This window comes from Enterobacter sp. EGD-HP1, assembly GCF_000733275.2.
In the GTDB taxonomy this organism is placed as follows: domain Bacteria; phylum Pseudomonadota; class Gammaproteobacteria; order Enterobacterales; family Enterobacteriaceae; genus Enterobacter.
Genome location: NZ_AVOP01000032.1, coordinates 248,320 through 271,521 on the forward strand (window position 1 = coordinate 248,320; position 23,202 = coordinate 271,521).

The 23,202-nt window shown below is 56.5% G+C and carries 23 protein-coding genes and 1 riboswitch; of the genes, 13 read left to right on the plus strand and 10 right to left on the minus strand.

Annotation, left to right across the window (positions count from 1 at the left end):
* The first annotated feature begins 67 nt into the window (after positions 1-67).
* Genes minC through minE form a run of 3 tightly spaced genes read left to right on the plus strand, consistent with a single transcriptional unit; the run spans position 68 to position 1,884 of the window.
* The gene (minC, locus tag N037_RS16785) at positions 68-775 is read left to right on the plus strand and encodes a septum site-determining protein MinC (protein WP_032642324.1); all 708 of its coding nucleotides are present in this window, start codon (positions 68-70) and stop codon (positions 773-775) included.
* A gap of 23 nt (positions 776-798) precedes the next feature.
* Positions 799-1,611, plus strand: coding sequence for a septum site-determining protein MinD (gene minD, locus N037_RS16790; protein WP_023312187.1), 813 nt, complete (start codon positions 799-801; stop codon positions 1,609-1,611).
* Positions 1,612-1,614: 3 nt separating this feature from the next.
* On the plus strand, positions 1,615-1,884 hold the full coding sequence (gene minE, locus N037_RS16795; protein ID WP_008500504.1) for a cell division topological specificity factor MinE: 270 nt from the start codon (positions 1,615-1,617) through the stop codon (positions 1,882-1,884).
* A gap of 75 nt (positions 1,885-1,959) precedes the next feature.
* On the opposite strand, the gene rnd is transcribed toward minE, so the two are convergent.
* The 5 genes from rnd to N037_RS16820 all read right to left on the minus strand — a co-directional run bounded on the left by rnd (position 1,960) and on the right by N037_RS16820 (position 8,339).
* Positions 1,960-3,087, minus strand: coding sequence for a ribonuclease D (gene rnd / locus N037_RS16800; protein ID WP_156369740.1), 1,128 nt, complete (start codon positions 3,085-3,087; stop codon positions 1,960-1,962).
* 71 nt (positions 3,088-3,158) lie between these two features.
* The gene (gene fadD / locus N037_RS16805; RefSeq protein ID WP_072164003.1) at positions 3,159-4,844 is read right to left on the minus strand and encodes a long-chain-fatty-acid--CoA ligase FadD; all 1,686 of its coding nucleotides are present in this window, start codon (positions 4,842-4,844) and stop codon (positions 3,159-3,161) included.
* Between the two features lie 203 nt (positions 4,845-5,047).
* Positions 5,048-5,629, minus strand: coding sequence for a Slp family lipoprotein (locus N037_RS16810; RefSeq protein WP_023336065.1), 582 nt, complete (start codon positions 5,627-5,629; stop codon positions 5,048-5,050).
* 37 nt (positions 5,630-5,666) lie between these two features.
* A complete protein-coding gene (gene tsaB / locus N037_RS16815; RefSeq protein WP_032642332.1) occupies positions 5,667-6,362 on the minus strand; it encodes a tRNA (adenosine(37)-N6)-threonylcarbamoyltransferase complex dimerization subunit type 1 TsaB in 696 nt (231 codons plus the stop codon).
* A gap of 66 nt (positions 6,363-6,428) precedes the next feature.
* Positions 6,429-8,339 (minus strand): ATP-dependent DNA helicase, encoded by a 1,911-nt coding sequence (locus N037_RS16820; protein ID WP_023336067.1) that lies wholly within the window; start codon positions 8,337-8,339, stop codon positions 6,429-6,431.
* 133 nt (positions 8,340-8,472) lie between these two features.
* Between N037_RS16820 and N037_RS16825 the strand changes: the two genes are divergently transcribed.
* Positions 8,473-8,817 carry a RidA family protein gene (locus N037_RS16825; RefSeq protein ID WP_008500498.1) on the plus strand — a complete coding sequence of 115 codons (345 nt, stop codon included), beginning with the start codon at positions 8,473-8,475 and terminating at the stop codon, positions 8,815-8,817.
* A 6-nt stretch (positions 8,818-8,823) separates the two neighbouring features.
* Here the strand turns inward: N037_RS16825 and N037_RS16830 are convergent, their stop codons facing one another.
* Positions 8,824-9,015 (minus strand): YoaH family protein, encoded by a 192-nt coding sequence (locus N037_RS16830; protein ID WP_023336068.1) that lies wholly within the window; start codon positions 9,013-9,015, stop codon positions 8,824-8,826.
* 61 nt (positions 9,016-9,076) lie between these two features.
* Between N037_RS16830 and pabB the strand changes: the two genes are divergently transcribed.
* The 4 genes from pabB (at position 9,077) to N037_RS16850 (ending at position 14,266) form a co-directional block, all read left to right on the plus strand.
* Positions 9,077-10,402, plus strand: coding sequence for an aminodeoxychorismate synthase component 1 (gene pabB / locus N037_RS16835; RefSeq protein ID WP_032642334.1), 1,326 nt, complete (start codon positions 9,077-9,079; stop codon positions 10,400-10,402).
* Positions 10,403-10,408: 6 nt separating this feature from the next.
* Positions 10,409-10,987, plus strand: coding sequence for a CoA pyrophosphatase (locus N037_RS16840; protein ID WP_032642336.1), 579 nt, complete (start codon positions 10,409-10,411; stop codon positions 10,985-10,987).
* Positions 10,988-11,172: 185 nt separating this feature from the next.
* Positions 11,173-12,537, plus strand: coding sequence for an L-serine ammonia-lyase (sdaA, locus tag N037_RS16845; RefSeq protein WP_023336071.1), 1,365 nt, complete (start codon positions 11,173-11,175; stop codon positions 12,535-12,537).
* A gap of 130 nt (positions 12,538-12,667) precedes the next feature.
* Positions 12,668-14,266 (plus strand): EAL domain-containing protein, encoded by a 1,599-nt coding sequence (locus N037_RS16850; RefSeq protein ID WP_032642339.1) that lies wholly within the window; start codon positions 12,668-12,670, stop codon positions 14,264-14,266.
* A gap of 6 nt (positions 14,267-14,272) precedes the next feature.
* Here the strand turns inward: N037_RS16850 and yoaE are convergent, their stop codons facing one another.
* On the minus strand, positions 14,273-15,832 hold the full coding sequence (gene yoaE, locus N037_RS16855) for a CNNM family cation transport protein YoaE (protein ID WP_023336073.1): 1,560 nt from the start codon (positions 15,830-15,832) through the stop codon (positions 14,273-14,275).
* Complete coding sequence (locus N037_RS25435) at positions 15,820-16,029, minus strand: protein YoaL (protein WP_072164004.1); 210 nt, start codon at positions 16,027-16,029, stop codon at positions 15,820-15,822. Before N037_RS25435 ends, yoaE begins: the two co-directional genes overlap by 13 nt.
* A 266-nt stretch (positions 16,030-16,295) precedes the next feature.
* Here N037_RS25435 and manX point away from each other — a divergent pair, with 266 nt between their 5' ends.
* The 5 genes from manX to mntP all read left to right on the plus strand — a co-directional run bounded on the left by manX (position 16,296) and on the right by mntP (position 20,451).
* On the plus strand, positions 16,296-17,261 hold the full coding sequence (gene manX / locus N037_RS16860) for a PTS mannose transporter subunit IIAB (RefSeq protein ID WP_032642341.1): 966 nt from the start codon (positions 16,296-16,298) through the stop codon (positions 17,259-17,261).
* Between the two features lie 46 nt (positions 17,262-17,307).
* A complete protein-coding gene (gene manY / locus N037_RS16865; protein WP_008500490.1) occupies positions 17,308-18,108 on the plus strand; it encodes a PTS mannose transporter subunit IIC in 801 nt (266 codons plus the stop codon).
* Positions 18,109-18,120: 12 nt separating this feature from the next.
* Positions 18,121-18,972, plus strand: coding sequence for a PTS mannose transporter subunit IID (locus N037_RS16870; RefSeq protein ID WP_006810994.1), 852 nt, complete (start codon positions 18,121-18,123; stop codon positions 18,970-18,972).
* A gap of 55 nt (positions 18,973-19,027) precedes the next feature.
* Positions 19,028-19,486, plus strand: a complete 459-nt coding sequence (locus tag N037_RS16875) for a DUF986 family protein (RefSeq protein WP_032642343.1) — start codon at positions 19,028-19,030, stop codon at positions 19,484-19,486.
* Between the two features lie 198 nt (positions 19,487-19,684).
* Positions 19,685-19,874: riboswitch (yybP-ykoY riboswitch) on the plus strand.
* 10 nt (positions 19,875-19,884) lie between these two features.
* Positions 19,885-20,451: a manganese efflux pump MntP gene (gene mntP, locus N037_RS16880; protein ID WP_032642447.1), complete on the plus strand. Its 567-nt coding sequence runs from the start codon at positions 19,885-19,887 to the stop codon at positions 20,449-20,451.
* Here the strand turns inward: mntP and rlmA are convergent.
* Together rlmA and ftsI are read right to left on the minus strand one after the other, a co-directional pair.
* Positions 20,448-21,263 carry a 23S rRNA (guanine(745)-N(1))-methyltransferase gene (gene rlmA / locus N037_RS16885; protein ID WP_032642345.1) on the minus strand — a complete coding sequence of 272 codons (816 nt, stop codon included), beginning with the start codon at positions 21,261-21,263 and terminating at the stop codon, positions 20,448-20,450. The genes mntP and rlmA overlap by 4 nt on opposite strands.
* Before the next feature lie 65 nt (positions 21,264-21,328).
* Positions 21,329-23,047, minus strand: coding sequence for a peptidoglycan glycosyltransferase FtsI (gene ftsI / locus N037_RS16890; protein ID WP_032642347.1), 1,719 nt, complete (start codon positions 23,045-23,047; stop codon positions 21,329-21,331).
* Between the last annotated feature and the right edge of the window lie 155 nt (positions 23,048-23,202).

Genomic DNA, 23,202 nt, shown 5'->3' on the forward strand with positions numbered 1-23,202 from the left:
ATGCCTGATACTCTTCGGAATATCGCAGCGAGTGGTTGCGGTTAATAGCAAATTGAGTAAGGCCAGGATGTCAAACACGCCCATCGAGCTTAAAGGCAGTAGCTTCACCTTATCAGTGGTACATTTGCATGATGCAAAACCCGAGGTTATTCGTCAGGCGTTAGAAGACAAAATCGCCCAGGCTCCCGCCTTTCTAAAGCACGCCCCTGTTGTTATCAACGTCAGCGGCCTTGAGGCTCCGGTTAACTGGAAACGTCTCCAGCAGGCCGTCTCCTCGACCGGACTGCGTATTGTGGGCATCAGCGGCTGCAAAGATACTGAGCTGAAAGCGGAAATTGAGCGAGCGGGGCTGCCTCTTCTGAGTGAGGGCAAAGAAAAAGCCTCGCGTGCGGCACCCGTAGCCGTGCAAACGCCCCCTCCTGCGGTGCAAAACGTTACTACCGTCACAAAAACGCGAATGATTGATGTGCCGGTTCGTTCCGGTCAGCGCATTTATGCACCAAACTGTGATCTGATTGTTACAAGCCACGTCAGTGCTGGCGCTGAGCTGATTGCAGATGGCAATATTCACGTATACGGTATGATGCGTGGACGTGCGCTCGCAGGTGCAAGTGGCGATCGAGATGCGCAAATATTTTGTACTCACCTGACGGCGGAACTGGTGTCCATCGCAGGTGAATATTGGCTGAGCGATAAGATCCCAGCCGAATTTTATGGCAAAGCGGCTCGCCTGCTTCTGGCAGACGACGCGTTGACCGTTCAACCGTTGAATTGATCCCTTTTTAACAAGGAATTTCTATGGCACGCATTATTGTTGTTACTTCGGGTAAAGGAGGCGTTGGCAAGACCACCTCCAGCGCGGCCATCGCTACTGGTTTGGCCCAGAAGGGAAAGAAAACCATCGTTATCGACTTCGATATCGGTCTGCGTAACCTCGACCTCATCATGGGATGTGAGCGTCGCGTCGTGTATGACTTCGTGAACGTCATTCAGGGCGATGCCACGCTGAACCAGGCGATGATTAAAGACAAGCGCACCGAGAACCTCTACATTCTTCCGGCCTCTCAGACGCGTGACAAAGACGCCCTGACCCGTGAAGGGGTGGAAAAGGTGCTCGACGATCTGAAAAAAATGGATTTCGACTTCATTGTCTGCGACTCCCCTGCCGGCATCGAAACCGGTGCCCTGATGGCGCTCTACTTCGCTGATGAAGCGATCATCACCACCAACCCTGAAGTTTCATCCGTGCGTGACTCAGACCGCATTCTGGGGATCCTCGCCTCTAAATCCCGTCGTGCGGAAAATGGCGAAGACCCGATTAAAGAACACCTGCTGCTCACCCGCTACAATCCGGGCCGCGTGAACAAAGGTGACATGCTGAGCATGGAAGACGTGCTGGAGATCCTGCGCATTAAGCTGGTGGGCGTTATCCCGGAAGATCAGTCCGTGTTACGCGCCTCTAACCAGGGTGAGCCAGTGATTCTTGATACAATGGCAGATGCAGGTAAAGCTTACGCCGATACCGTTGACCGTCTGCTGGGAGAAGAACGTCCTTTCCGCTTCATTGAAGAAGAGAAGAAAGGTTTCCTCAAACGCCTGTTCGGAGGATAAGTTATGGCATTACTGGACTTTTTTCTCTCGCGGAAAAAGAACACCGCCAACATCGCAAAAGAACGTCTGCAAATTATCGTTGCGGAGCGTCGTCGTAGCGACGCCGAGCCTCACTACCTGCCGCAGCTGCGTAAGGACATCCTGGAAGTGATCTGTAAGTATGTGCAGATTGACCCGGAGATGGTCACGGTGCAGCTGGAACAAAAAGACGGGGATATTTCGATTCTGGAGCTGAACGTGACGCTCCCGGAAGCGGAAGAGTCGCGTCCGTAGGTTTGTGATTTCGTAGCCCCGGTAAGCGCAGCGCCACCGGGGGAATATGCCGGGTAAATCGCCCGGCATATTTTTTTATCGCGGATAACCTTCCAGCAGCGTATTCAGGCGATCGGCCATCAATTTCCCGCGCCATCCCGCCATCATTTCCGGCACGCCATTCTGCGGCTTCAGCTTCCAGTGCCAGTTCAGCAGCTGGTTTATCTGACGACGTGAAGCGAGCAGCTCCGCGCTCAGCTTGCTTTCCGCTGCAACGTCCTGCACCAGCGCTTTGATATCCTTAAACGCTTTGCGATAGCCCGGCATATCCATCAGGTTCAGCAGCGGTTCCGGCAGCGCATCTTCCGGCAGCTCCTGCGCTTTTGCGACCAGCGCCAGCAGGGTTTTGCCGTGGAAACGGATCTCGCTGCCCGAAAGCCCAAGGCTGTCCAGCTCGCCCAGGCTGCCCGGCATATAGCGCGCGACCGCCCAGAGATGCTCTTCGCGAACCACGAAGTTAACGGCCAGATCGCGTTCGCGCGCTTTACGCAGACGCCAGTCCGCCAACAGCTGCAGGCACGCCAGCTGACGCGTACGCAGCTGCCAGGCGTTGCTGATATCGCGCCAGGCCTCTTTCGGGTCAACCACTTCCTGGCGGCGCTGCTGGGTCATACGACACTCGTCCAGCGCCGCAGAGAGCCAGCCGGAGGCTTCTGCCTCTTTCATCAGCTGTCCGGCAATTGGCAGCAGATAAAACACGTCAGCTGCCGCATACTCCAGCTGACGCTCGGTAAGCGGACGCGCCAGCCAGTCGGTACGGGATTCGCTTTTATCCAGCGCCAGGCCCGTATACTCCTCCACCATGGCGGCAAAGCCCCACGAGAGCGGACGATTGCTGAATGCCGCGAGGATCTGCGTGTCAATCAGCGGCTGAGGCATGATGCCAAAGGTGTTCAGAAAGACTTCCAGATCTTCACTGCCTGCGTGCAGGTATTTCGTCACGGCGGTATCGAGCAGCAGGTCACGCATCGGCGTCCAGTCGGTAATGCCGAGAGGATCAATCAGCGACACGTGTTTACCGTCGTACATCTGAATCAAACCCAGCTGCGGATAATAGGTCCGGGTCCGGACAAACTCGGTATCCAGGGCAATGGCAGGAAAGTCGCGCGTCACTTCGCACAGCGAAGCCAGCTCGTCATTGGTCGTGATCATCTGGTAATTCAAAACGGGTTCTCTTTTGTTTGCGCCCATAAAAAACGCCGGCTTAACCGGCGTCTGGGCGATTAGCGTGAAGCTCAGGCCTTATTGTCTACTTTGCCACGGGCTTCGTCACGTAATTCTCGTCGTAATATCTTCCCTACGTTGGATTTCGGCAGCTCGTCGCGGAATTCCACCAGCTTCGGCACTTTATAGCCCGTCAGTTGGCGACGACAAAACGTTACCAGCGCGTCCTCGGTCAGGGAAGGATCTTTCTTGACCACAAATATCTTCACCGCTTCACCGCTGCTGCCGGAAGGCACACCGACTGCTGCCACTTCGAGTACGCCGCTGTGCTGCATGACCACGTCTTCGATTTCGTTCGGATAGACGTTGAAGCCGGAGACCAGGATCATGTCTTTCTTACGATCGACGATGCGCAGGAAGCCCTCGTCATCCATTACCGCAATATCACCGGTGTGCAGCCAGCCGTCTTTGATGATTTCGTCGGTCGCATCGGGACGCTGCCAGTAGCCCAGCATTACCTGAGGGCCTTTAACGCACAGCTCACCCGGCTCGCCCGGCGCGACTTCGTTATCGTTATCATCGACCAGTTTGGCCTCGGTGGAAGGAACCGGCAAACCAATGCTTCCACTGTGATAGTCGATATCATGCGGGTTAACGCTGACCAGCGGAGCACATTCCGTCAGGCCGTAGCCCTCCAGCAAATACTGACCGGTGAGCTTCACCCAGCGCTCGGCGACCGCCTGCTGAACCGGCATACCGCCGCCCGCAGAGAGATGCAGCGTGGAAAAATCCAGCTGCTGGAACTCTTTGTTATTAAGCAGCGCGTTAAACAGGGTGTTTACCCCGGTCATGGCGGTGAACGGATATTTCGCCAGCTCTTTCACCAGGCCCGGGATATCGCGCGGGTTGGTGATGAGGATGTTCTGACCACCCAGCTCAATAAACAGCAGGCAGTTCATGGTCAGGGCAAAGATGTGATACAGCGGAAGCGCGGTGATCACCACCTCTTTGCCCGGATGCAGCAGCGGCCCGTAAGTGGCGTTCACCTGTTCAAGGTTTGCCAGCATATTACGATGGGTAAGCATGGCCCCTTTGGCGACGCCGGTGGTCCCGCCTGTGTATTGCAGAAACGCAAGATCTTCCGCCACCACGTCGGGTTTCACATACTGCATACGGTAGCCCGCGTGCAGCGCGCGGCGGAAGGAGATGGCGTCCGCCAGGTGGTATTTTGGCACCAGGCGTTTAACATATTTGACGACAAAGTTAACCAGCGTGCCTTTAGCAGTGGAGAGTTGATCCCCCATGCGCGTCAGGATGACGTGTTTCACCTGGGTTTTGTCGACCACTTTTTCCAGCGTATGGGCAAAGTTGGACACAATGACAATCGCGGCCGCGCCGCTGTCGTTCAGCTGGTGCTCCAGCTCGCGCGGGGTATACAGCGGGTTGACGTTGACGACAATCATCCCGGCTCGCAGGATACCGAACAACGCCACCGGGTATTGCAGCAGGTTTGGCATCATCAGCGCGACGCGGTCCCCTTTTTGCAGCCCCAGCCCTTCCTGAAGGTACGCCGCAAATGCCCGGCTACGCTCCTCAAGCTTACGGAACGTCATGACCTCGCCCATGTTCACAAACGCAGGCTGGTCGGCGTAGCGCCTTACCGAGTGTTCAAATAATTCCACCAGGGATTGATAACGGTCAGGATTGATCTCAGCAGGAACATCTGCGGGATAACGGTTAAGCCAAACCTTCTTCAATGCATCACCTCTGAAATGAGTGTTCGTCGTCATCACAACCCCGATAATAAACAGTTTGTTAACATTATATTAACTCAGCGTACCAGTTTATTAATTGTTCAGATTTAAGGTTGCGAAGCGCGTCACTCTTTTTTTTCGTTTTATCCGTAAAAAAACAGAGACAGCGGCTGAGCCGCTGTCTCTTTTATAACAATAACAACAAGTTACTCAGTAACGATCGTCTGAACCTGTGCAGGACCCGGGTTATACCAACCCCAGCCCGGGTAGCCGTAACGATAAGGATGTGGACCCCACATCCACGGATCCATCGGCTGAGGCGGCATGATCACCTGCTGTGCCAGCCGCCAGCGTTTATACCCGTTGACCTGCATGGTCATAAATTTATACGGCGTGCTGCCGATTTTTCCCTGCACGGCGCCGGTAATCGGCCCGACGACGGTCACCAGCTGTCCGCGAAAATCGACCGGATCGAGGAAACCACTGACGTCCGCATAGATACGTCCCCGGGAGGCCTCACCCAGTACCGGCCGCGCGCCGCTGTCCAGCGGAACGGTTGCGATCTCCAGGCGGGTTTTCCCCTGCTGGTTTTGCACGTCGACCACCTTACCGCCAAAACGCGCTTCCTGGCCGACGTATAGCTCAGGCGCATTCATCACCCGAACCAGATCCTGCTGTGGCGTCGGGCTGGTGCCCTTAATCGCATCAGGAACGGAAACGCATCCGCTCAATGCTATGGCAACGGCGCCTGCCATAATAAGGCGTACTACTTTAGTCTGAACCGCCATGATGCGACTCCTTTTTCTCAGTTCCTGTTACTGAGATTCACTCGCGGCCCGGAAGTTTCTTCCACGCGACGGTGTTTCGCAAATAAACCGGCTCCGCGTGTTCAACGGCAACGGTTTTTCCTGCTGCGAACAGCTGGCAGGCAATCGGAAGCATATCTTCCGCAGCCGGCAGCAGCATGTTGCCGTCCACCAGCGTCACCCCGGTACCGCTCGCCATATCAGGCCACGCCGGCCAGCCGGTGCCCACGGTCGCCCATTCGCCGGAGAGCTGTTGCAGTCGTTCCGTCACCGCTTCAGGCTTAAGCACGGCTTCCGTCTCTTCACCGTGCCACACGCCCTGCTCGTCGCGGGTATATTCGGCCCAGTAGACTTCGCCCATGCGGGCGTCAATCGCGGCCAGGACGCGCGTTGCCCCGGTCATGCGCCATGCGCCCTGCGCCATGGTGGCGAGGGTAGAGACGCCGATCATCGGCAGTTCGGCGCCCAGGGCCAGCCCCTGCGCAATGCCAATTCCAATGCGTACGCCCGTAAAGCTGCCGGGGCCGCGGCCAAAGGCCAGCGTGTCGAGGTCGGTTAAGGAGGTGTTGCTACGGGTTAAGATCTCTTTTACCAGGGGCAGAATGCGCTGGGTGTGTTCCCGTGGGCACTCTTCGAAATGAGCAGTAACAGCATCGTTGTTCAACAGAGCAACAGAGCATGCCTCTGTTGCGGTATCTATAGCCAGAATTCGCATGGGTCGTCGCGCTCTCGCAAGGGTCAGTCACAAAATGGCGCGCATCTTAGCACACTCCGGGGTAAATTACTCCGCCGTTGGGTTTGCCAGGAAACGCACCGCGCGTTTTATGTCCCGCGTCCGCGGCGCGGGCGGCAGGCTGGCGAGGAAGGTTGCCCCGTAGGGACGCATCACCAGCCGGTTATCGCAAATGACCAGCACCCCGCGATCGGTAACGTCGCGGATCAATCGCCCTACCCCCTGCTTGAGGGTAATCACCGCGTCCGGCAGCTGTACCTCGTCAAACGGATCCCCTCCGCGCAGGCGGCAGTCCTCCATGCGCGCCTTCAGCAGCGGATCGTCCGGAGAGGTAAACGGCAGCTTATCAATGATCACCAGCGAGAGCGTATCGCCCCGCACGTCGACCCCTTCCCAGAAGCTGCTGGTCGCCACCAGCAGGGCATTACCGGCGCTGACAAACTGCTGTAATAGCTGGCCTTTGCTGGTTTCACCCTGCAGCAGCACCGGTAAGGTCATGGTGGCGCGGAACTGCTCAGCGAGGTCACGCATCATGGCGTGAGAGGTGCAGAGCATAAAGCAGCGGCCGTTGTTGGCCTCGATCATCGGTTTTAACATCGCGGCCAGATGGCGCGCCGCGCCCGGCTGGTTCGGCAGCGGAAGATTGCGCGGCACGCAGAGCAGCGCCTGTTTTTCGTAATCGAACGGGCTGGGCAGGAGCAGCGATTCCGCCTCCTCGATGCCGAGACGTTCCGTGAAGTGATGCAGATCGTCATTTACCGACAGGGTTGCCGAGGTGAAGATCCAGCTTCCCGGTTTTTCCGCCATTACCTCTTTAAACTTATCCGCCACCGTCAGCGGCGTGAGCGCCAGCGTGAAGTGCCGCGAGGTGCACTCGTACCAGTAGCTGAACCCCGGCTGGTTAATCTCTTTCAGCCGTTTGAGCCGCCCGCGATAGAGCGTGGCGCGTTCGAAGGCCGCATCCAGCAGCGCGGAACGGCCGAGGGACAGTTTCGCCACGTCGTAGCAGAGTTCGAGGGCGTCATCGAGCAGCAGCAGCGCGCGCTGGATGTTTTTGTCCGCCAGCAGCTCGCGCAGGTTACCGCGATAGCCCGGTTCGCCGAGCTGTAAGCGGAAATCCTGCGCGCTTTGGGCCAGACGGTCAGCGCATTTCTGCAGCTGCTGGGTATCTTTGAGTTCGGTCCGGTAAGCGATGGTGAAATCTTTCGCCAAATCCTGCAGCTGGCGGCTGGATAGCGACTGGCCGAAGTACTGGCTGGCAATGTCCGGAAGCTGGTGGGCTTCGTCGAAGATCATCACGTCCGCCTCCGGGATCAGCTCGCCGAAACCGCTGTCCTTGACGACCATATCCGCGAGGAACAGATGGTGGTTCACCACCACCACATCCGCGTCCATCGCCGTTTTGCGCGCTTTCACCACAAAGCAGTCTTTATACAGCGGACAGTCGCTGCCGAGGCAGTTGTCGTTGGTGCTGGTCACCAGCGGCCAGGCCGGGGAATCTTCCGGCACGCTCGCGCAGGTGCTGATATCCCCCTCTTCGGTCTGGTTCGCCCAGGCCCGAAGGATAATGACGTCGCTCAGGGTTTGTACCGGCAGATCGCCGCCCGCCAGCGCCTGCTGCTCAAGACGTTCCAGACAGAGATAGTTAGAGCGCCCTTTCAGCAGGGCCAGACGCCCCTTGTATTTCAGCGCTTTCGCCACCGTGGGCAAATCGCGGCTGTAGAGCTGATCCTGCAGCGCCTTCGAGCCGGTGGAAATAATCACCTTCTTTTTCGCACGCAGCGCCGGAGCAAGGTAAGCATACGTTTTACCCGTGCCGGTTCCGGCTTCGACCACCAGCGGCTGAGCCTTATCGATGGCGCGTGCCACGGCGTGCGCCATCTGTCGCTGCGGCTCACGGGGTTTAAAGCCGGGGATAGCCTGCGCTAATTGACCTTCAGGGGAAAAATCGTCTGCCACGGTGCTCTCTCACTGTATTTTTGCACAGGGATTATGTCAGCCCATCCTCTCCTGTGCCACCCCAAATAGTGACGACAGGAGAACAATATGGCAGTCTTGCCGCCTGACGATGAAAAATAACGAGGAAACGTTTATGACAATTGTGCGCATTGATGCCGAAGCCCGCTGGTCTGATGTGGTGATCCATAACCAGACGCTGTACTACACCGGCGTACCCGCTAACCTGGACGCGGATGCGTTCGAGCAGACGGCTAATACTCTGGCGCAGATTGATGCGGTGCTGGAGAAACAGGGCAGCGACAAATCCCGCATTCTGGATGCGACGATTTTCCTGGCAAACAAAGACGATTTCGCGGCGATGAACAAAGCCTGGGATGCGTGGGTAGTGGCGGGTCACGCGCCTGTACGCTGCACCGTACAGGCCACGCTGATGAAACCGGAGTATAAGGTTGAGATCAAAATTATCGCGGCGGTGTAAGCCCGATTACTCTTCTGGATCTTCATCTTCATCTTCGAATCGCGCCACAATCCGCTCGCCGGAATGACTGGCGCGAATCTCCTGAGCGACTACGGTAATCGCCTGTCCGCTGCTCATCCCCTGGGACATCAGTTCCTGAATTCGCTCAACCGCTTTCTGCTGCTGTTCATGGCTCAGAGAAGGTAAACCTGCAAACATCGTCAACTCCTGCTAAATTATTCGCGCTAATTATTTCACGCTGCCCGGTAGTATGCCACACATGAACAAGCGCTTCCCTACTGTTATTACCTTGCCCTGGCGTGCAGACGCCGCTGAATTCTGGTTTGCCCGCCTGAGCCATCTTCCGTTTGCGATGCTGCTGCATTCCGGCCATGCGGACCATCCCTATAGCCGCTTCGATATTCTGGTGGCCGATCCGCTAAAGACGCTGACAACCGATGACCTGTCGTTAACGGACGATCCGCTGGTGCAGCTTCAGCACGCCATTAACGCGCTGGGCTTATCTGCCGCGCCGAACCCGGACCTCCCCTTTCAGGGGGGCGCGCTGGGCCTGTTTGGTTACGATCTGGGTCGCCGTTTCGAAACGCTGCCGGAGCATGCGCAGGCTGATATTTCCCTGCCAGACATGGCCGTGGGCCTGTATGACTGGGCGTTAATCGTTGATCACCAGAAAAAAACGGTTTCCCTGCTGAGCCATCATAACGTGCAGGCGCGCCTGGCATGGCTTGAGGCGCAGCAGACTGCACCGGCACAGACGTTCACGCTGACCTCCGGCTGGCGCTCAAATATGAGCGCGGCGGAGTATGCCGAAAAATTCGCGCGCGTTCAGGCGTATCTGCAAAGCGGTGACTGCTACCAGGTTAACCTCGCCCAGCGCTTCCAGGCGACATACCGGGGAGATGAGTGGCAGGCGTTTACCCGTCTTAATGCCAGCAACAAGGCGCCGTTCAGCGCGTTTGTCCGTCTGGAACGGGGGGCCATACTCAGCCTGTCACCCGAGCGCTTTATCCATCTGGCCGAGGGCACGATTCAAACCCGTCCGATCAAAGGCACCCTGCCGCGTCTTGCCGATCCGGACGCCGATCGCCAGCAGGCGGAAAAGCTGGCCACCTCGCCGAAAGACCGTGCCGAGAACCTGATGATTGTCGATCTGATGCGTAACGACATCGGCCGGGTGGCCGTTCCGGGCAGCGTGCGCGTGCCGGAACTGTTTGTCGTCGAGCCTTTCCCGGCGGTGCATCATCTGGTCAGTACCATCACCGCGACGCTGCCGGCATCACGCACGGCCTGCGATCTTCTGCGCGCGGCGTTTCCGGGCGGCTCCATCACCGGCGCGCCAAAGGTGCGGGCAATGGAGATCATTGATGAGCTGGAGCCGCACCGCCGCAACGCCTGGTGCGGCAGCATCGGCTATATCAGCCTGTGCGGCACGCTGGATACCAGCATTACCATTCGCACGCTGACCGCCTGCGACGGAAATCTTTACTGTTCGGCCGGGGGCGGCATTGTTGCCGATAGCCAGGTCGATGCGGAATATCAGGAAACCTTTGATAAAGTTAACCGTATCCTGAAACAACTGGAGTAATCACGGGTGGAAAAAGAGAACCTGACGCTGGACGATTTTTTATCTCGCTTTCAGCTATTACGACCGCAGGTCAACCGCGAGGCGCTGAATCAGCGGCAGGCGGCCGTGCTGATCCCGGTCGTGCGTCGCGCGCAGCCGGGCCTGCTGCTCACCCAGCGTTCTCCCCATTTACGCAAGCACGCGGGTCAGGTCGCCTTTCCGGGGGGTGCCGTAGACAGCTCCGACGCCTCGCTGATTGCAGCCGCGCTGCGGGAAGCGCAGGAAGAGGTTGCCATTCCGCCGGAGGTTGTGGAGGTCATCGGCGTGCTGCCGCCCGTCGACAGCGTCACCGGGTTTCAGGTCACGCCGGTGGTGGGCATTATCCCGCCGGGCCTGCAGTATCACGCCAGCGTCGATGAGGTCTCTGCGGTGTTTGAAATGCCGCTGGAAGAGGCCCTTCGGTTGAGTCGTTATCACCCGCTGGATATTCAGCGTCGCGGGCATGACCATCGGGTCTGGTTGTCCTGGTATCAGCATTATTTTGTCTGGGGCATGACGGCGGGCATTATTCGTGAGCTGGCGTTGCAAATCGGCCTGAAGCCTTGACTATACTTTACATTTCGCCCTCTTCTGCCAGGTTTGCGATCTGCTTCGCGCTATTAGCAAAACCCATCGTTAACCATTAGTTTAATTCATGTGAATAGTTAAGCCGAGGTCGGTGTTCCCTCTTACACTATGCGCAGTTATAACATCGTTACTGGAACCCCGGTAACCCTGTCAGGAGTGTGAAAGTGATTAGTATATTCGACATGTTCAAAGTGGGAATTGGCCCTTCGTCTTCCCATACTGTTGGCCCGATGAAGGCCGGTAAACAGTTCGTCGATGATCTGGTCGAAAAAGGATTACTGGAAAGCGTTACCCGTGTCGCCGTGGATGTTTACGGCTCGCTGTCATTAACGGGTAAAGGCCACCACACCGATATCGCCATTATTATGGGTCTGGCAGGCAATATGCCGGATACCGTAGATATTGATGCCATCCCGGCATTCATCCGCGACGTGGAAACACGCGGCCGCCTGCTGCTGGCAAACGGCCAGCAGGAAGTCGATTTCCCGCAGGATGACGGCATGCGTTTCCGTAGCGACAACCTGCCGCTGCATGAAAACGGCATGACCATTCACGCTTATAGCGGTGAAAAAGAGATTTACAGCAAAACGTACTACTCCATCGGCGGTGGCTTCATCGTGGATGAGGAGCATTTCGGCAAAGACAGCGTCGGCGACGTCAACGTACCGTACCCGTTCAAATCGGCTACCGAGATGCTGGGCTACTGCAAAGAGACCGGTCTTTCCCTGTCCGGTATGGTGATGCAGAACGAACTGGCCCTGCACAGCAAAAAAGAGATTGAAGACTATTTTGCGAACGTCTGGCAAACCATGCGCGCCTGTATCGATCGCGGGATGAATACCGAAGGGGTTCTGCCGGGTCCACTGCGCGTACCGCGCCGTGCCTCTGCCCTGCGCCGTATGCTGGTGACCACGGACAAGTTCTCCAACGACCCGATGAACGTGGTTGACTGGGTAAACATGTTTGCCCTGGCGGTTAACGAAGAGAACGCCGCCGGTGGCCGCGTCGTGACGGCGCCAACCAACGGTGCCTGCGGTATCGTTCCGGCAGTGCTGGCCTACTACGATCACTTTATTGAGCCCGTGACGCCGGACATCTATATCCGCTATTTCCTGGCGGCAGGTGCCATCGGTGCGCTGTACAAAATGAACGCCTCCATCTCCGGTGCTGAAGTGGGCTGTCAGGGTGAAGTCGGCGTTGCCTGTTCCATGGCGGCGGCGGGTCTGGCAGAGCTGCTGGGCGCAAGCCCTGAGCAGGTCTGTGTGGCGGCCGAAATCGGAATGGAACATAACCTCGGTCTGACCTGTGACCCGGTTGCGGGCCAGGTGCAGGTGCCGTGCATCGAGCGTAACGCGATTGCCTCGGTGAAAGCCATCAACGCCTCACGTATGGCGATGCGCCGTACCAGCGAACCTCGCGTATCGCTGGATAAGGTGATTGAAACCATGTACGAAACCGGCAAGGACATGAACGCGAAATACCGCGAGACGTCCCGCGGTGGCCTGGCCATTAAGGTGCAGTGCGACTAATACTGCCTTTCGCCCATCTGCAACGGATGGGCGAATTTCCCTCTTCTTCCTCGTCTCCTGCTGCTTTCCCCACTACACTTTCACTGTTGCGTCCGGCTTTTGTGGCTGGTGGCTTATCAGGCGACCGTTCATGCAAACTGCACAAACGATCATTAAAAACTATCGCCGAAAACGCGTTATCGTCTGTGTCACGGTTGCGCTCCTCACGCTCATCCTGACGTTAGGCATTCGCTTTATTTCACAGCGCAATGTTAACCAACAGCGGATCCTCGATTTTACCAGCCACACCGTTCGCGCCCTTGATAACGTCCTGCTGTCTTTAGAAAACCGCCGCAGCGTGCTGCAGCCCCTGGTAGGGCAGCCCTGCCCGCAGGCGCACCTGGCGCTGCGAAAGCAGGCCGCTATTTTGCAGACGGTGCGCTCCATCGCCCTGATTAACGAGGGAATCCTGTACTGCTCGAGTATTTTCGGGAGCCGCAACGTGCCCGTACGTGACTTCCTGAAAGAATTACCCGCCAGCACGGCGAAGCTGATTTTATCGACCGACCAGTGGCTGCTTAAAGGTAGCCCGATATTGATCCAGTGGTATCCCGTCTCTCAGGACGGGGAAGCTGGCGTTATTGAGATCATCAATATCGATCTGATCGCCAAAATGATCCTCGAGCCCCAGCGCCCGCTTATTAATGACGTAGCGCTGACCGTGGGGGATCGCTTTCTGCGCTATGGACAACGCGTCAGCGACAGCCTGACGTTTGATGAGGAGGGCTCTCTTTTCCAGCAGTCATCAACCCGAAATCCTTTCACCATTACGGTCAGCGGGCCAGGCCCTGGAGAGTTAGCCTTAAAAAGCCTGCCAGCCCAGTTGCCCCTGGGTCTGATGCTCAGCCTGCTGCTGGGCTATCTCGCCTGGCTGGCAACGGCAAACCGGATGAGCTTTACGTGGGAGATCGATATGGGCATTGCGGCGCGGGAATTTGAGCTTTTCTGCCAGCCGCTGGTGAATGCCCGCACCCAGGCGTGCACCGGCGTGGAGATCCTGCTGCGCTGGAACAATCCGCGTCAGGGGTGGATCACCCCGGAGGTGTTTATCCCGCTGGCAGAAGAGCATAACCAGATTGTCCCCCTGACCCGCTACGTCATCGCCGAAACGGTGCGCCAGATAGGCTACTTCCCCGCCAGCGCCAGTTTTCACATCGGTATTAACGTCGCTGCCAGCCATTTCCGTCACGCGGTGTTGATACAGGACCTGAACCGCCTCTGGTTCAGCGCATGTCCGCGCCAGCAGCTGGTGATTGAACTCACGGAACGGGATGCGCTGCTGGATGCGGATTATCGCATCGTGCGCGAACTGCATCGCAAAGGGGTGAAGCTGGCCATCGACGATTTCGGTACCGGGAACAGCTCCCTCTCCTGGCTTGAAAAGCTGCACCCGGACGTGCTGAAAATCGACCAGTCGTTTACCACCGCCATTGGTACTGACGCCGTGAACTCCACGGTGACGGATATGATTATTGCGCTGGGTCAGCGGCTGAATATTGAACTGGTTGCTGAGGGGGTCGAGACAGAGGAGCAGGCGCGCTACTTGCGCCGCCATGGCGTGCATGTCCTGCAGGGTTTTTTCTATGCGCGGCCCATGCCGCTACGGGATTTTCCGAAGTGGCTGGCGGGAAGCGCATCCCCGCCAGCGCATCATAACGGGCACATCGTGCCCTTAATGCCGCTGCGCTAAGCCGGATTACTCATCTTCGTCGTGGGCAGATTGTTCTTTAACAATGCGAACCATATCAACGCGATAGTCGTTGGCTTCAACGATCGTAATGTGCAGCGGCGCCAGCTCGATCACATCTCCGACGCGCGGGATTTGTCCGTTAACGGCGATCACCAGACCGGCAACGGTCGCGATGTCTTCTTCATCGTTGATCACATTTTCCAGCCCCAGCGTGTGCGAGAGCGCGTGCAGGTCGGTGGTACCTTTAACCAGCCAGCCATCACCGTCGGCAACAATCTCTGGCGTTTCGTCAGCATCCGGGAATTCACCGGCAATCGCTTCCAGCACGTCCAGCGGCGTGACCAGCCCCTGCACCACGCCAAACTCGTTAGTGACGATAACAAAGCTACCGCGAGCGCGGCGCAGCACCCCGAGCAGGTTGATAGGATCCAGCGTTTCCGGCACCACAATCGCAGGGGACGCGGCGGCAACGGCTTCCACGTTGACGCCCTCTTCCAGGGCCACCAGCATCTCTTTCGCCCGCACGACGCCGATGATTTCATCCAGCTCACCGCGACACACCGGGAACAGGCTGTGCGGTGAAGAGAGCAGCTGCTGGCGAATTTCATCCACGCTCAGGTTAGCATCGACCCAGCTAATTTCCCCGCGCGGCGTCATGATGCCGCGCAGCGAACGGGAGGCCAGGGAGAGCACGCCGTTGATCATGTAGCGCTCTTGTTCCACAAATGCCCCTTCCGGGACCGGAACCGGGTTATGGTTGTCGGAATCAGACTGGACGTTCACCTGGCGACGACCGCCCATCAGGCGCAGAATGGCATCAGCGGTACGGGCGCGCAGCGGCTGATTTGACTGCTGCTTAATAAAGTTACGGCGCGCAATCTGGTTGAACAGCTCGATCAGGATCGAGAAGCCAATCGCGGCGTACAGATAGCCTTTCGGAATATGGAAGCCAAACCCTTCCGCCACCAGGCTCAGACCAATCATCAGCAGGAAGCTCAGACACAGCACGACCACCGTCGGATGCTGGTTGACGAAGCGCGTCAGCGGCTTCGAGGCCAGCAGCATGACCGCCATCGCAATAACCACAGCCGCCATCATTACCGGCAGATGATTCACCATGCCGACCGCCGTGATCACAGCATCCAGCGAGAAGACCGCATCAAGCACCACGATCTGCAGCACTACCACCCAGAAGCTGGCATAGCCTTTACCGTGCCCATCATCGTGCTGACGGTTTTCCAGCCGCTCATGTAGCTCTGTCGTCGCTTTGAAAAGCAGGAATATCCCCCCGATCAGCATGATTAAATCACGCCCGGAGAAGGTGTAATCCATGACGGAGAACAGCGGTTTGGTCAGCGTGACCATCCAGGAGATGACGGAGAGCAGCGCCAGTCGCATAACCAGCGCCAGCGAGAGACCAATCAGACGCGCTTTATCACGCTGTTTTGGCGGCAGTTTGTCCGCAAGGATGGCGATAAACACCAGGTTATCAATGCCGAGAACAATCTCCAGCACCACCAGCGTGAGCAATCCCACCCAGATTGACGGGTCCATTAAGAATTCCATGACAAGCTCCTGCTAAAGGAATGACGAAACGGTGCCCCACTCAACGTGGGCAAAACAGAGGTAAACAGAGTCTGTATGTGGCGAGGATCGCCGGTGAATAAGGCGCGAAATGGCCTGGCAGATGACTGACGTCGGTGACGGTCCATATAGTGGGCTGTAGCCCTATACTCCTGAACAATTAAACGGAGGCTAAACATATCAGAGACACTGTGTTTTTAGCAAAGATTTACGTTCCTTTGCAAAGTTCTGTAACACAGCGGCTTTACTCTACAGATAAATCTGTAGCGCATGGCTAAATTACGGATCTTCATCACATAAATTATTTTTTCACTATCTAAAATAATTCGCGGAAGTCTTAGTTTTTTTGAACTCTAACCCTTATCTGAATCGATTCGGTTCGCCAATACGATTCTCAGTACGACTGCCTGGCAGGCGTATTAATGATAATAAAAGGAGGTAGCAAGTGACCATTGCTATTGTCATAGGCACACATGGTTGGGCTGCTGAGCAGCTACTCAAAACGGCAGAGATGCTGTTGGGCGAGCAGGAAAACGTCGGCTGGATCGATTTCGTTCCCGGTGAAAATGCCGAGACGCTGATAGAGAAGTACAACGCTCAACTCGCGAAGCTGGATACCAGCAAAGGCGTGCTGTTTCTCGTTGATACATGGGGCGGCAGCCCGTTCAATGCCGCCAGCCGCATTGTCGTCGATAAAGAGCACTATGAAGTTGTCGCCGGGGTGAATATTCCCATGCTGGTGGAAACCTTCATGGCGCGCGACGACAATCCGTCGTTCGATGAGCTGGTGGCACTGGCCGTTGAAACCGGTCGCGAAGGGGTAAAAGCCCTGAAAGCGCAGCCGGTTGAAAAACCTGCCCCTGCGCCTGCAGCGGCACCAAAAGCGGCAACACCGGCAAAACCAATGGGCCCGAACGATTACATGGTTATCGGCCTTGCGCGTATTGATGACCGCTTAATCCACGGTCAGGTTGCAACGCGCTGGACCAAAGAGACCAACGTTCGACGCATTATCGTGGTCAGCGACGAAGTGGCCGCCGATACCGTTCGTAAAACCCTTCTGACTCAGGTTGCTCCTCCTGGCGTTACCGCGCACGTCGTGGATGTCGCTAAGATGATCCGCGTTTACAACAACCCGAAATACGCGGGCGAACGCGTGATGCTCCTGTTCACTAACCCGACAGACGTTGAGCGCATTGTTGAAGGCGGCGTGAAAATCACCTCCGTGAACATTGGTGGTATGGCATTCCGTCAGGGCAAAACGCAGGTCAACAACGCCATTTCAGTCGATGCGAAAGATATCGAGGCATTCAACAAGCTGAATGCGCGCGGTATTGAGCTGGAAGCCCGTAAGGTTTCCACGGATCAGAAACTGAAAATGATGGATTTGATCGGCAAAGTTGGGAAATAAGCCCGCGCCGGTTCTCATATAAAGTTTAAGTAATAGGAGAAGTGCAATGGAGATTACCACTCTTCAGATTGTGCTGGTGTTCGTCGTCGCATGTATTGCGGGTATGGAATCCGTACTTGATGAATTTCAGTTCCACCGCCCTCTGGTGGCCTGTACGCTGATTGGGGCCGTCCTGGGTGACATGAAAACCGGTATCATCATCGGTGGTACCCTGGAAATGATCGCCCTGGGCTGGATGAACATCGGCGCGGCGGTTGCGCCCGATGCCGCGCTGGCCTCTATCATCTCGACCGTTCTGGTTATAGCCGGTCACCAGAGTATCGGTGCCGGTATCGCCCTGGCGATCCCGCTGGCAGCAGCAGGCCAGGTTCTGACCATCATCGTTCGTACTATCACCGTGGCCTTCCAGCACGCGGCGGATAAGGCAGCCGAAAACGGCAACCTCACGGCACTGTCGTGGATCCACGTTTCATCCCTGTTCCTGCAGGCGATGCGTATCGCGATCCCGGCCGTAATCGTTGCGATCTCTGTCGGTACCAGTGAAGTGCAGAGCATGCTGAACGCCATTCCAGAAGTGGTCACCGGCGGTCTGAACATCGCGGGCGGTATGATCGTGGTTGTCGGTTATGCGATGGTCATCAACATGATGCGCGCAGGCTACCTGATGCCATTCTTCTACCTCGGCTTCGTGACCGCTGCCTTCACCAACTTTAACCTGGTTGCACTGGGTGTGATTGGTGCGGTAATGGCGATTCTCTACATCCAGCTCAGCCCGAAATATAACCGCGTCGCGGGTGCCCCAGCGCAGGCTGCTGGTAACAACGATCTCGATAACGAACTGGACTAACAGGTGAGCGAAATGGTTGATATGACAAAAACTACCACCGAGAAAAAACTCACTCCGGGTGATATTCGTGGCGTGTTCATCCGTTCTAACCTGTTTCAGGGTTCATGGAACTTCGAACGTATGCAGGCGCTAGGCTTCTGCTTCTCCATGGTACCGGCTATCAAACGCCTGTACCCGGAAAACAACGAAGCGCGCCGTCAGGCGATCAAGCGTCACCTGGAATTCTTTAACACCCATCCTTACGTAGCGGCTCCGGTTCTGGGCGTAACGCTGGCGATGGAAGAACAGCGTGCGAACGGCGCAGAGATTGACGATGGTGCCATCAACGGTATCAAAGTCGGCCTGATGGGGCCGCTGGCCGGTGTCGGTGACCCTATCTTCTGGGGTACCGTGCGTCCGGTCTTCGCGGCGCTGGGTGCCGGTATCGCGATGAGCGGCAGCCTGCTTGGCCCGCTGCTGTTCTTCATCCTGTTCAACGCCGTGCGTCTGCTGACCCGTTATTACGGTGTGGCCTACGGCTACCGTAAAGGGGTGGATATCGTTAAAGACATGGGCGGCGGCTTCCTGCAGAAACTGACTGAGGGGGCGTCAATCCTCGGCCTGTTTGTCATGGGAGCGCTGGTTAACAAGTGGACGCACGTGAACATCCCGCTGGTGGTATCGACCATCACCGGGCAGGATGGTCAGACTCGCGTCACCACCGTGCAGACGATTCTGGACCAGCTGATGCCTGGCCTGGTACCGCTGCTGTTGACCTTCGCCTGCATGTGGCTGCTGCGTAAGAAAGTTAACCCGCTGTGGATTATCGTTGGCTTCTTCGTCATCGGTATCGCGGGCTATGCTGTCGGCCTGCTGGGTCTGTAAGTTTCAATGCTATAGGCCGGGGGCTTGCCCCCGGTTTTTTTTATCTGGAGGATGAATGACTGTCACGGACATCGTACTGGTTTTATTTATTGCAGCCCTTCTGGCTTACGCTATCTATGACGAGTTCATCATGCCCCGCCGCCACGGCGAGACGCTGCTCTCCCTTCCCCTACTGCGGCGCGGGCGCGTGGATGCGTTTATCTTCGCGGGTCTCATCGCCATTCTTATTTACAATAACGTCACCGGCCATGGTGCAATATTAACCACATGGTTATTATGTGCGCTGGCATTAATGGCTGTTTATCTGTTCTGGATCCGCACGCCGAAAATCATTTTTAAATCCCGCGGGTTTTTCTTTGCCAATGTGTGGATAGAATATAACCGTATTAAAGAGATGAATTTATCCGAAGACGGTGTGCTGGTAATGCAATTAGAACAACGTCGCCTGCTTATTCGGGTGAAGAATATTGACGACCTGGAAAGGATATACAAGTTACTTGTTAAAACTCAATAAGTTACATATATAGCAATGGCTATATACTGCGTTTATCTTGCGCAAGAAATATAGCCAAAGCTATATCCCCTTCGTTAATTTTTTCTCTATTTGTTAACGATATCTTTACGCTTAAAGACAAATGAAAATCGTTATCAACAAGCATTTTAAATAATGCCTTTTCATTGTTGTTTTATATTCTAAAAATATGTTAAGGTTGCGCCCGTCGTTGGGGAGTAGCCGATTTCCTGTTCGCAGGAAATGTACGTGTCAACATACTCGTTGAAAAACGTGGCACGTACGGATCGCTGACAGCACATCTTATGTGCGGCGCGATCAGGCGAGACCATAGATACATCAACTGCTGTTTACTGGGGGCAGTGATGTGTCATATGGATATCCCCGGTCTGGACGCTGTTATGAATATCTCTGCTACGATCCTCCTCGCTTTTGGCATGTCCATGGACGCATTTGCGGCTTCCATCGGAAAAGGCGCCACGCTACACAAACCTAAGTTCTCAGAAGCCTTGCGTACCGGCCTGATTTTCGGTGCTATCGAAACGCTGACGCCGCTTATCGGCTGGGGTCTTGGCATGCTCGCCAGCCAGTTCGTGCTGGAGTGGAACCACTGGATTGCCTTCGTATTGCTGGTCTTTCTCGGTGGTCGAATGGTGATTGAAGGTTTTCGCGGCGGCGATGAAGAAGACGAGGAGCCTCAGCATCGCCACGGGTTCTGGCTGCTGGTCACCACGGCCATTGCCACCAGCCTTGATGCGATGGCCGTCGGTGTCGGTCTGGCTTTCCTGCAGGTTAATATTATCGCCACCGCGCTGGCCATTGGCTGTGCAACGCTGATTATGTCCACGCTGGGCATGATGGTCGGACGGTTTATCGGCCCGCTGCTGGGTAAACGCGCCGAGATCCTGGGGGGAATTGTGCTGATTGGCATTGGCGCCCAGATCCTCTGGGCACACTTCGCCGGTTAATCTTCGCGCTGCCAGACGTGGATGCTGAAATCCGTCTGGCAGCGAAATGTTGAGCGTGCAGCTAGCGCTTCCCATACTTCCGGTTTTGCCCGCCACGCGAACGGCGTCATCTGCAGCAGCGCGGTGGCCTCTTCCCCTTTCAGCGTCATTTCATACGCCACGCTTTGCTCCTGCTTCAGGCTAAAACCGGCCAGCTGTTCAGAATGAGGGGCATGGAGACGCACTTCGTCGTAGATCAGCCCTTTCAGCTCCATCAGATGACGCGGGCCCGGCGTCACGGTGACGACCCATCCACCCGGCTTCACCACGCGAGCCAGCTCTTCCGCCTTGCAGGGCGCGTAAATGCGGATAACGGCGTCCATGCTGGCATCGTCAAACGGCAGACGGTGGCTGGATGCCACGCAGAACGTCACGTCCGCGTAACGCTTTGCAGCCGCGCGAATGGCCACTTTCGACACGTCCAGACCGAATGTCTGCGCGCCCTTCTCACCGGCAATCCCGGCAAACCGTGCGGTGTAGTACCCTTCCCCGCAGCCGATATCAAGCATGGCGGTGGCAGAAACCGGCAGAATGTCATTCAGCCGCTGCGCGACGGTCTCCCGCAGCCGCAGATAGTGCCCGGCATCCAGAAACGCGCGACGCGCCTGCATCATCTCTGCACTGTCGCCGGGATCGCGGGAGCGCTTATGCTGCACCGGCAGAAGATTCACGTAGCCTTCTTTTGCCATATCAAACTGGTGCCCCTGCGGACAGGTATAACTTTTATCTGAGTGCGTCAGGGGGGCGTGGCAAAGGGGACAGGTGAAGGACATGGTGACTCCGGAGCATATTCAAAGGGCGAAGTGTACCGCTATTCGCCCTGGTTATAAACGCCCGGTTAACGCATAACGATAAGGTGATCGGAGCCCGCCGGTAAGCCGTCAGGTTTCACATTCTCCAGACGCAGCACGTTGCCCATAATCTCGCTGAAGACAGGCGCGGAAACGGCACCGCCGTAGTAGGCGCCATTCTTCGGATCGTTAATGACCACCACCAGGGCAAAGCGCGGATCGCTGGCAGGCGCAACGCCGGCAGTATAGGCGACGTATTTATCGACGTACTTCCCGCTATCGTCAATTTTCTTCGCCGTACCGGTTTTCACCGCCACCCGGTAGTCACGAACGGCGGCCTTAACGCCCCCACCGCCGGGCAGCGCAACGCTCTCCATCATGTGCTCCACCTCGTGCGCAATCTCTTCCGGCATGACGCGGTGCCCGATGACCGGGGGATCGATACGAGTGATGGAAAGGGGGCGTTCAAGACCGAAGCCGCCAATCGTGGCGTAGACGTGCGCCAGCTGAAGCGGCGTCACCATCAGCCCGTAGCCGAAGGCAAAGGTCGCGCGATCGAGCTGGCTCCAGTATTTACGATTTGGCAACAGCCCCGCGCTCTCGCCCGTTAAGCCAAGCCCCGTATTGGTGCCAAATCCAAAGTTTCGATAGGTATCAATAAGATGCTGCACAGGCATTGCCAGGGACAGTCGGGACACGCCGGTGTCGCTCGATTTCTGGAGGATCCCGGTCATCGTCAGTTCAGGATAGTAGCCCACATCCCGGATACGATGCCCGTCAAGGGTATACGGGTGGGTGTCAATGACGCTGTCCGGCTGTACCAGCCCCTGCTGCAGGGCCGTCATCAGCACCAGCGGCTTGACGGTCGAACCGGGCTCGAACGTATCGCTGATCGCCCGGTTGCGAAAATCGTTTATCGTCGCACCTTCCCGGTTATTGGGGTTGAAATCCGGATAGCTCGCCATGGCGAGGATTTCCCCGGTTGGGATATTAATTAAGACCGATGCCCCTGACTCGGCCTTGTTCCAGGCCACGGCATTATCGAGCGCATCTTCGGTGATGGTTTGCAGACGCTCGTCGATACTTAACTGAATGTTATGCGCCGGTGCGGGCGCCACTTCCGTCAGGTTTTCAACCACGCGTCCGTAGCGGTCTTCCCTTACCTGCCGCACTCCCGCTTTGCCGGTCAGCTGCGCGTTGAAGCTCTTTTCCACGCCTTCAATGCCCTGCCCGTCAATATTGGTGAAGCCAATAAGATTCGCTGCCACATGGCCTGCAGGATAAAAGCGGCGGGACTCATCACGTAAGTTGATGCCGGGCAGATTCAGTTTATCGATCCACTTTGCCTGTGCAGGATCGACCTGACGGGCAAGATAAATAAAACGGCCCTGCGGGTTAGCGTTGATTCGCGCCGAGAGAGTACCCAGGGAGAGATGCAGCGCATTTGCCAGCGCCTGCCAGCGTTCGTCAACGCCAACGCCCCCTTTTGCCAGCACCGTTTTAGGATCGGCCCATACGGCCCGGACAGGCACGCTCACGGCCAGGGGTCGACCTTCGCGATCCATTATCATGCCGCGCGGCGCATCAATCGCCAGCTGGCGGAGGGAGCGCATATCTTCCTGCTTTACCAGATTGTCAGGCTTGATGATTTGTAGCCAGGCAACGCGGCCCAGCAAAAAAGCCAGACTACAAAAAATAGCTAAACAGAGCAGCACAAAACGCGCCGGCGTGAAATTTCCAGTTGCTGCTATCAATTTCTTCTTCACCTGAACCCCAGGGCTGTTAAACAACGCCCTGATTTAACGGGAAAAGAGGGGTTTAGGGAGGCAAAACAGTGCTACTAACCTCGCAGCTTTGCAACAAGTTACTAACAAGGCCGCAGATCGTAATATTTTGAAAGATAAGGGGCATAAAAAAGCCC

Excerpts from the sequence above, each read along its gene's own strand:
- N037_RS16825 (WP_008500498.1), top strand. The coding sequence starts at position 8,473 with ATGACAATTGTGCGCATTGATGCCGAAGCCCGCTGGTCTGATGTGGTG.
- N037_RS16870 (WP_006810994.1), top strand. The coding sequence starts at position 18,121 with ATGGTTGATATGACAAAAACTACCACCGAGAAAAAACTCACTCCGGGT.
- yoaE (WP_023336073.1), bottom strand. The coding sequence starts at position 15,832 with ATGGAATTCTTAATGGACCCGTCAATCTGGGTGGGATTGCTCACGCTG.
- minC (WP_032642324.1), top strand. The coding sequence starts at position 68 with ATGTCAAACACGCCCATCGAGCTTAAAGGCAGTAGCTTCACCTTATCA.
- minD (WP_023312187.1), top strand. The coding sequence starts at position 799 with ATGGCACGCATTATTGTTGTTACTTCGGGTAAAGGAGGCGTTGGCAAG.
- manY (WP_008500490.1), top strand. The coding sequence starts at position 17,308 with ATGGAGATTACCACTCTTCAGATTGTGCTGGTGTTCGTCGTCGCATGT.
- N037_RS16850 (WP_032642339.1), top strand. The coding sequence starts at position 12,668 with ATGCAAACTGCACAAACGATCATTAAAAACTATCGCCGAAAACGCGTT.
- rlmA (WP_032642345.1), bottom strand. The coding sequence starts at position 21,263 with ATGTCCTTCACCTGTCCCCTTTGCCACGCCCCCCTGACGCACTCAGAT.
- N037_RS25435 (WP_072164004.1), bottom strand. The coding sequence starts at position 16,029 with ATGTTTAGCCTCCGTTTAATTGTTCAGGAGTATAGGGCTACAGCCCAC.
- pabB (WP_032642334.1), top strand. The coding sequence starts at position 9,077 with ATGAACAAGCGCTTCCCTACTGTTATTACCTTGCCCTGGCGTGCAGAC.
- N037_RS16875 (WP_032642343.1), top strand. The coding sequence starts at position 19,028 with ATGACTGTCACGGACATCGTACTGGTTTTATTTATTGCAGCCCTTCTG.
- mntP (WP_032642447.1), top strand. The coding sequence starts at position 19,885 with ATGAATATCTCTGCTACGATCCTCCTCGCTTTTGGCATGTCCATGGAC.
- N037_RS16830 (WP_023336068.1), bottom strand. The coding sequence starts at position 9,015 with ATGTTTGCAGGTTTACCTTCTCTGAGCCATGAACAGCAGCAGAAAGCG.
- N037_RS16810 (WP_023336065.1), bottom strand. The coding sequence starts at position 5,629 with ATGGCGGTTCAGACTAAAGTAGTACGCCTTATTATGGCAGGCGCCGTT.
- minE (WP_008500504.1), top strand. The coding sequence starts at position 1,615 with ATGGCATTACTGGACTTTTTTCTCTCGCGGAAAAAGAACACCGCCAAC.
- tsaB (WP_032642332.1), bottom strand. The coding sequence starts at position 6,362 with ATGCGAATTCTGGCTATAGATACCGCAACAGAGGCATGCTCTGTTGCT.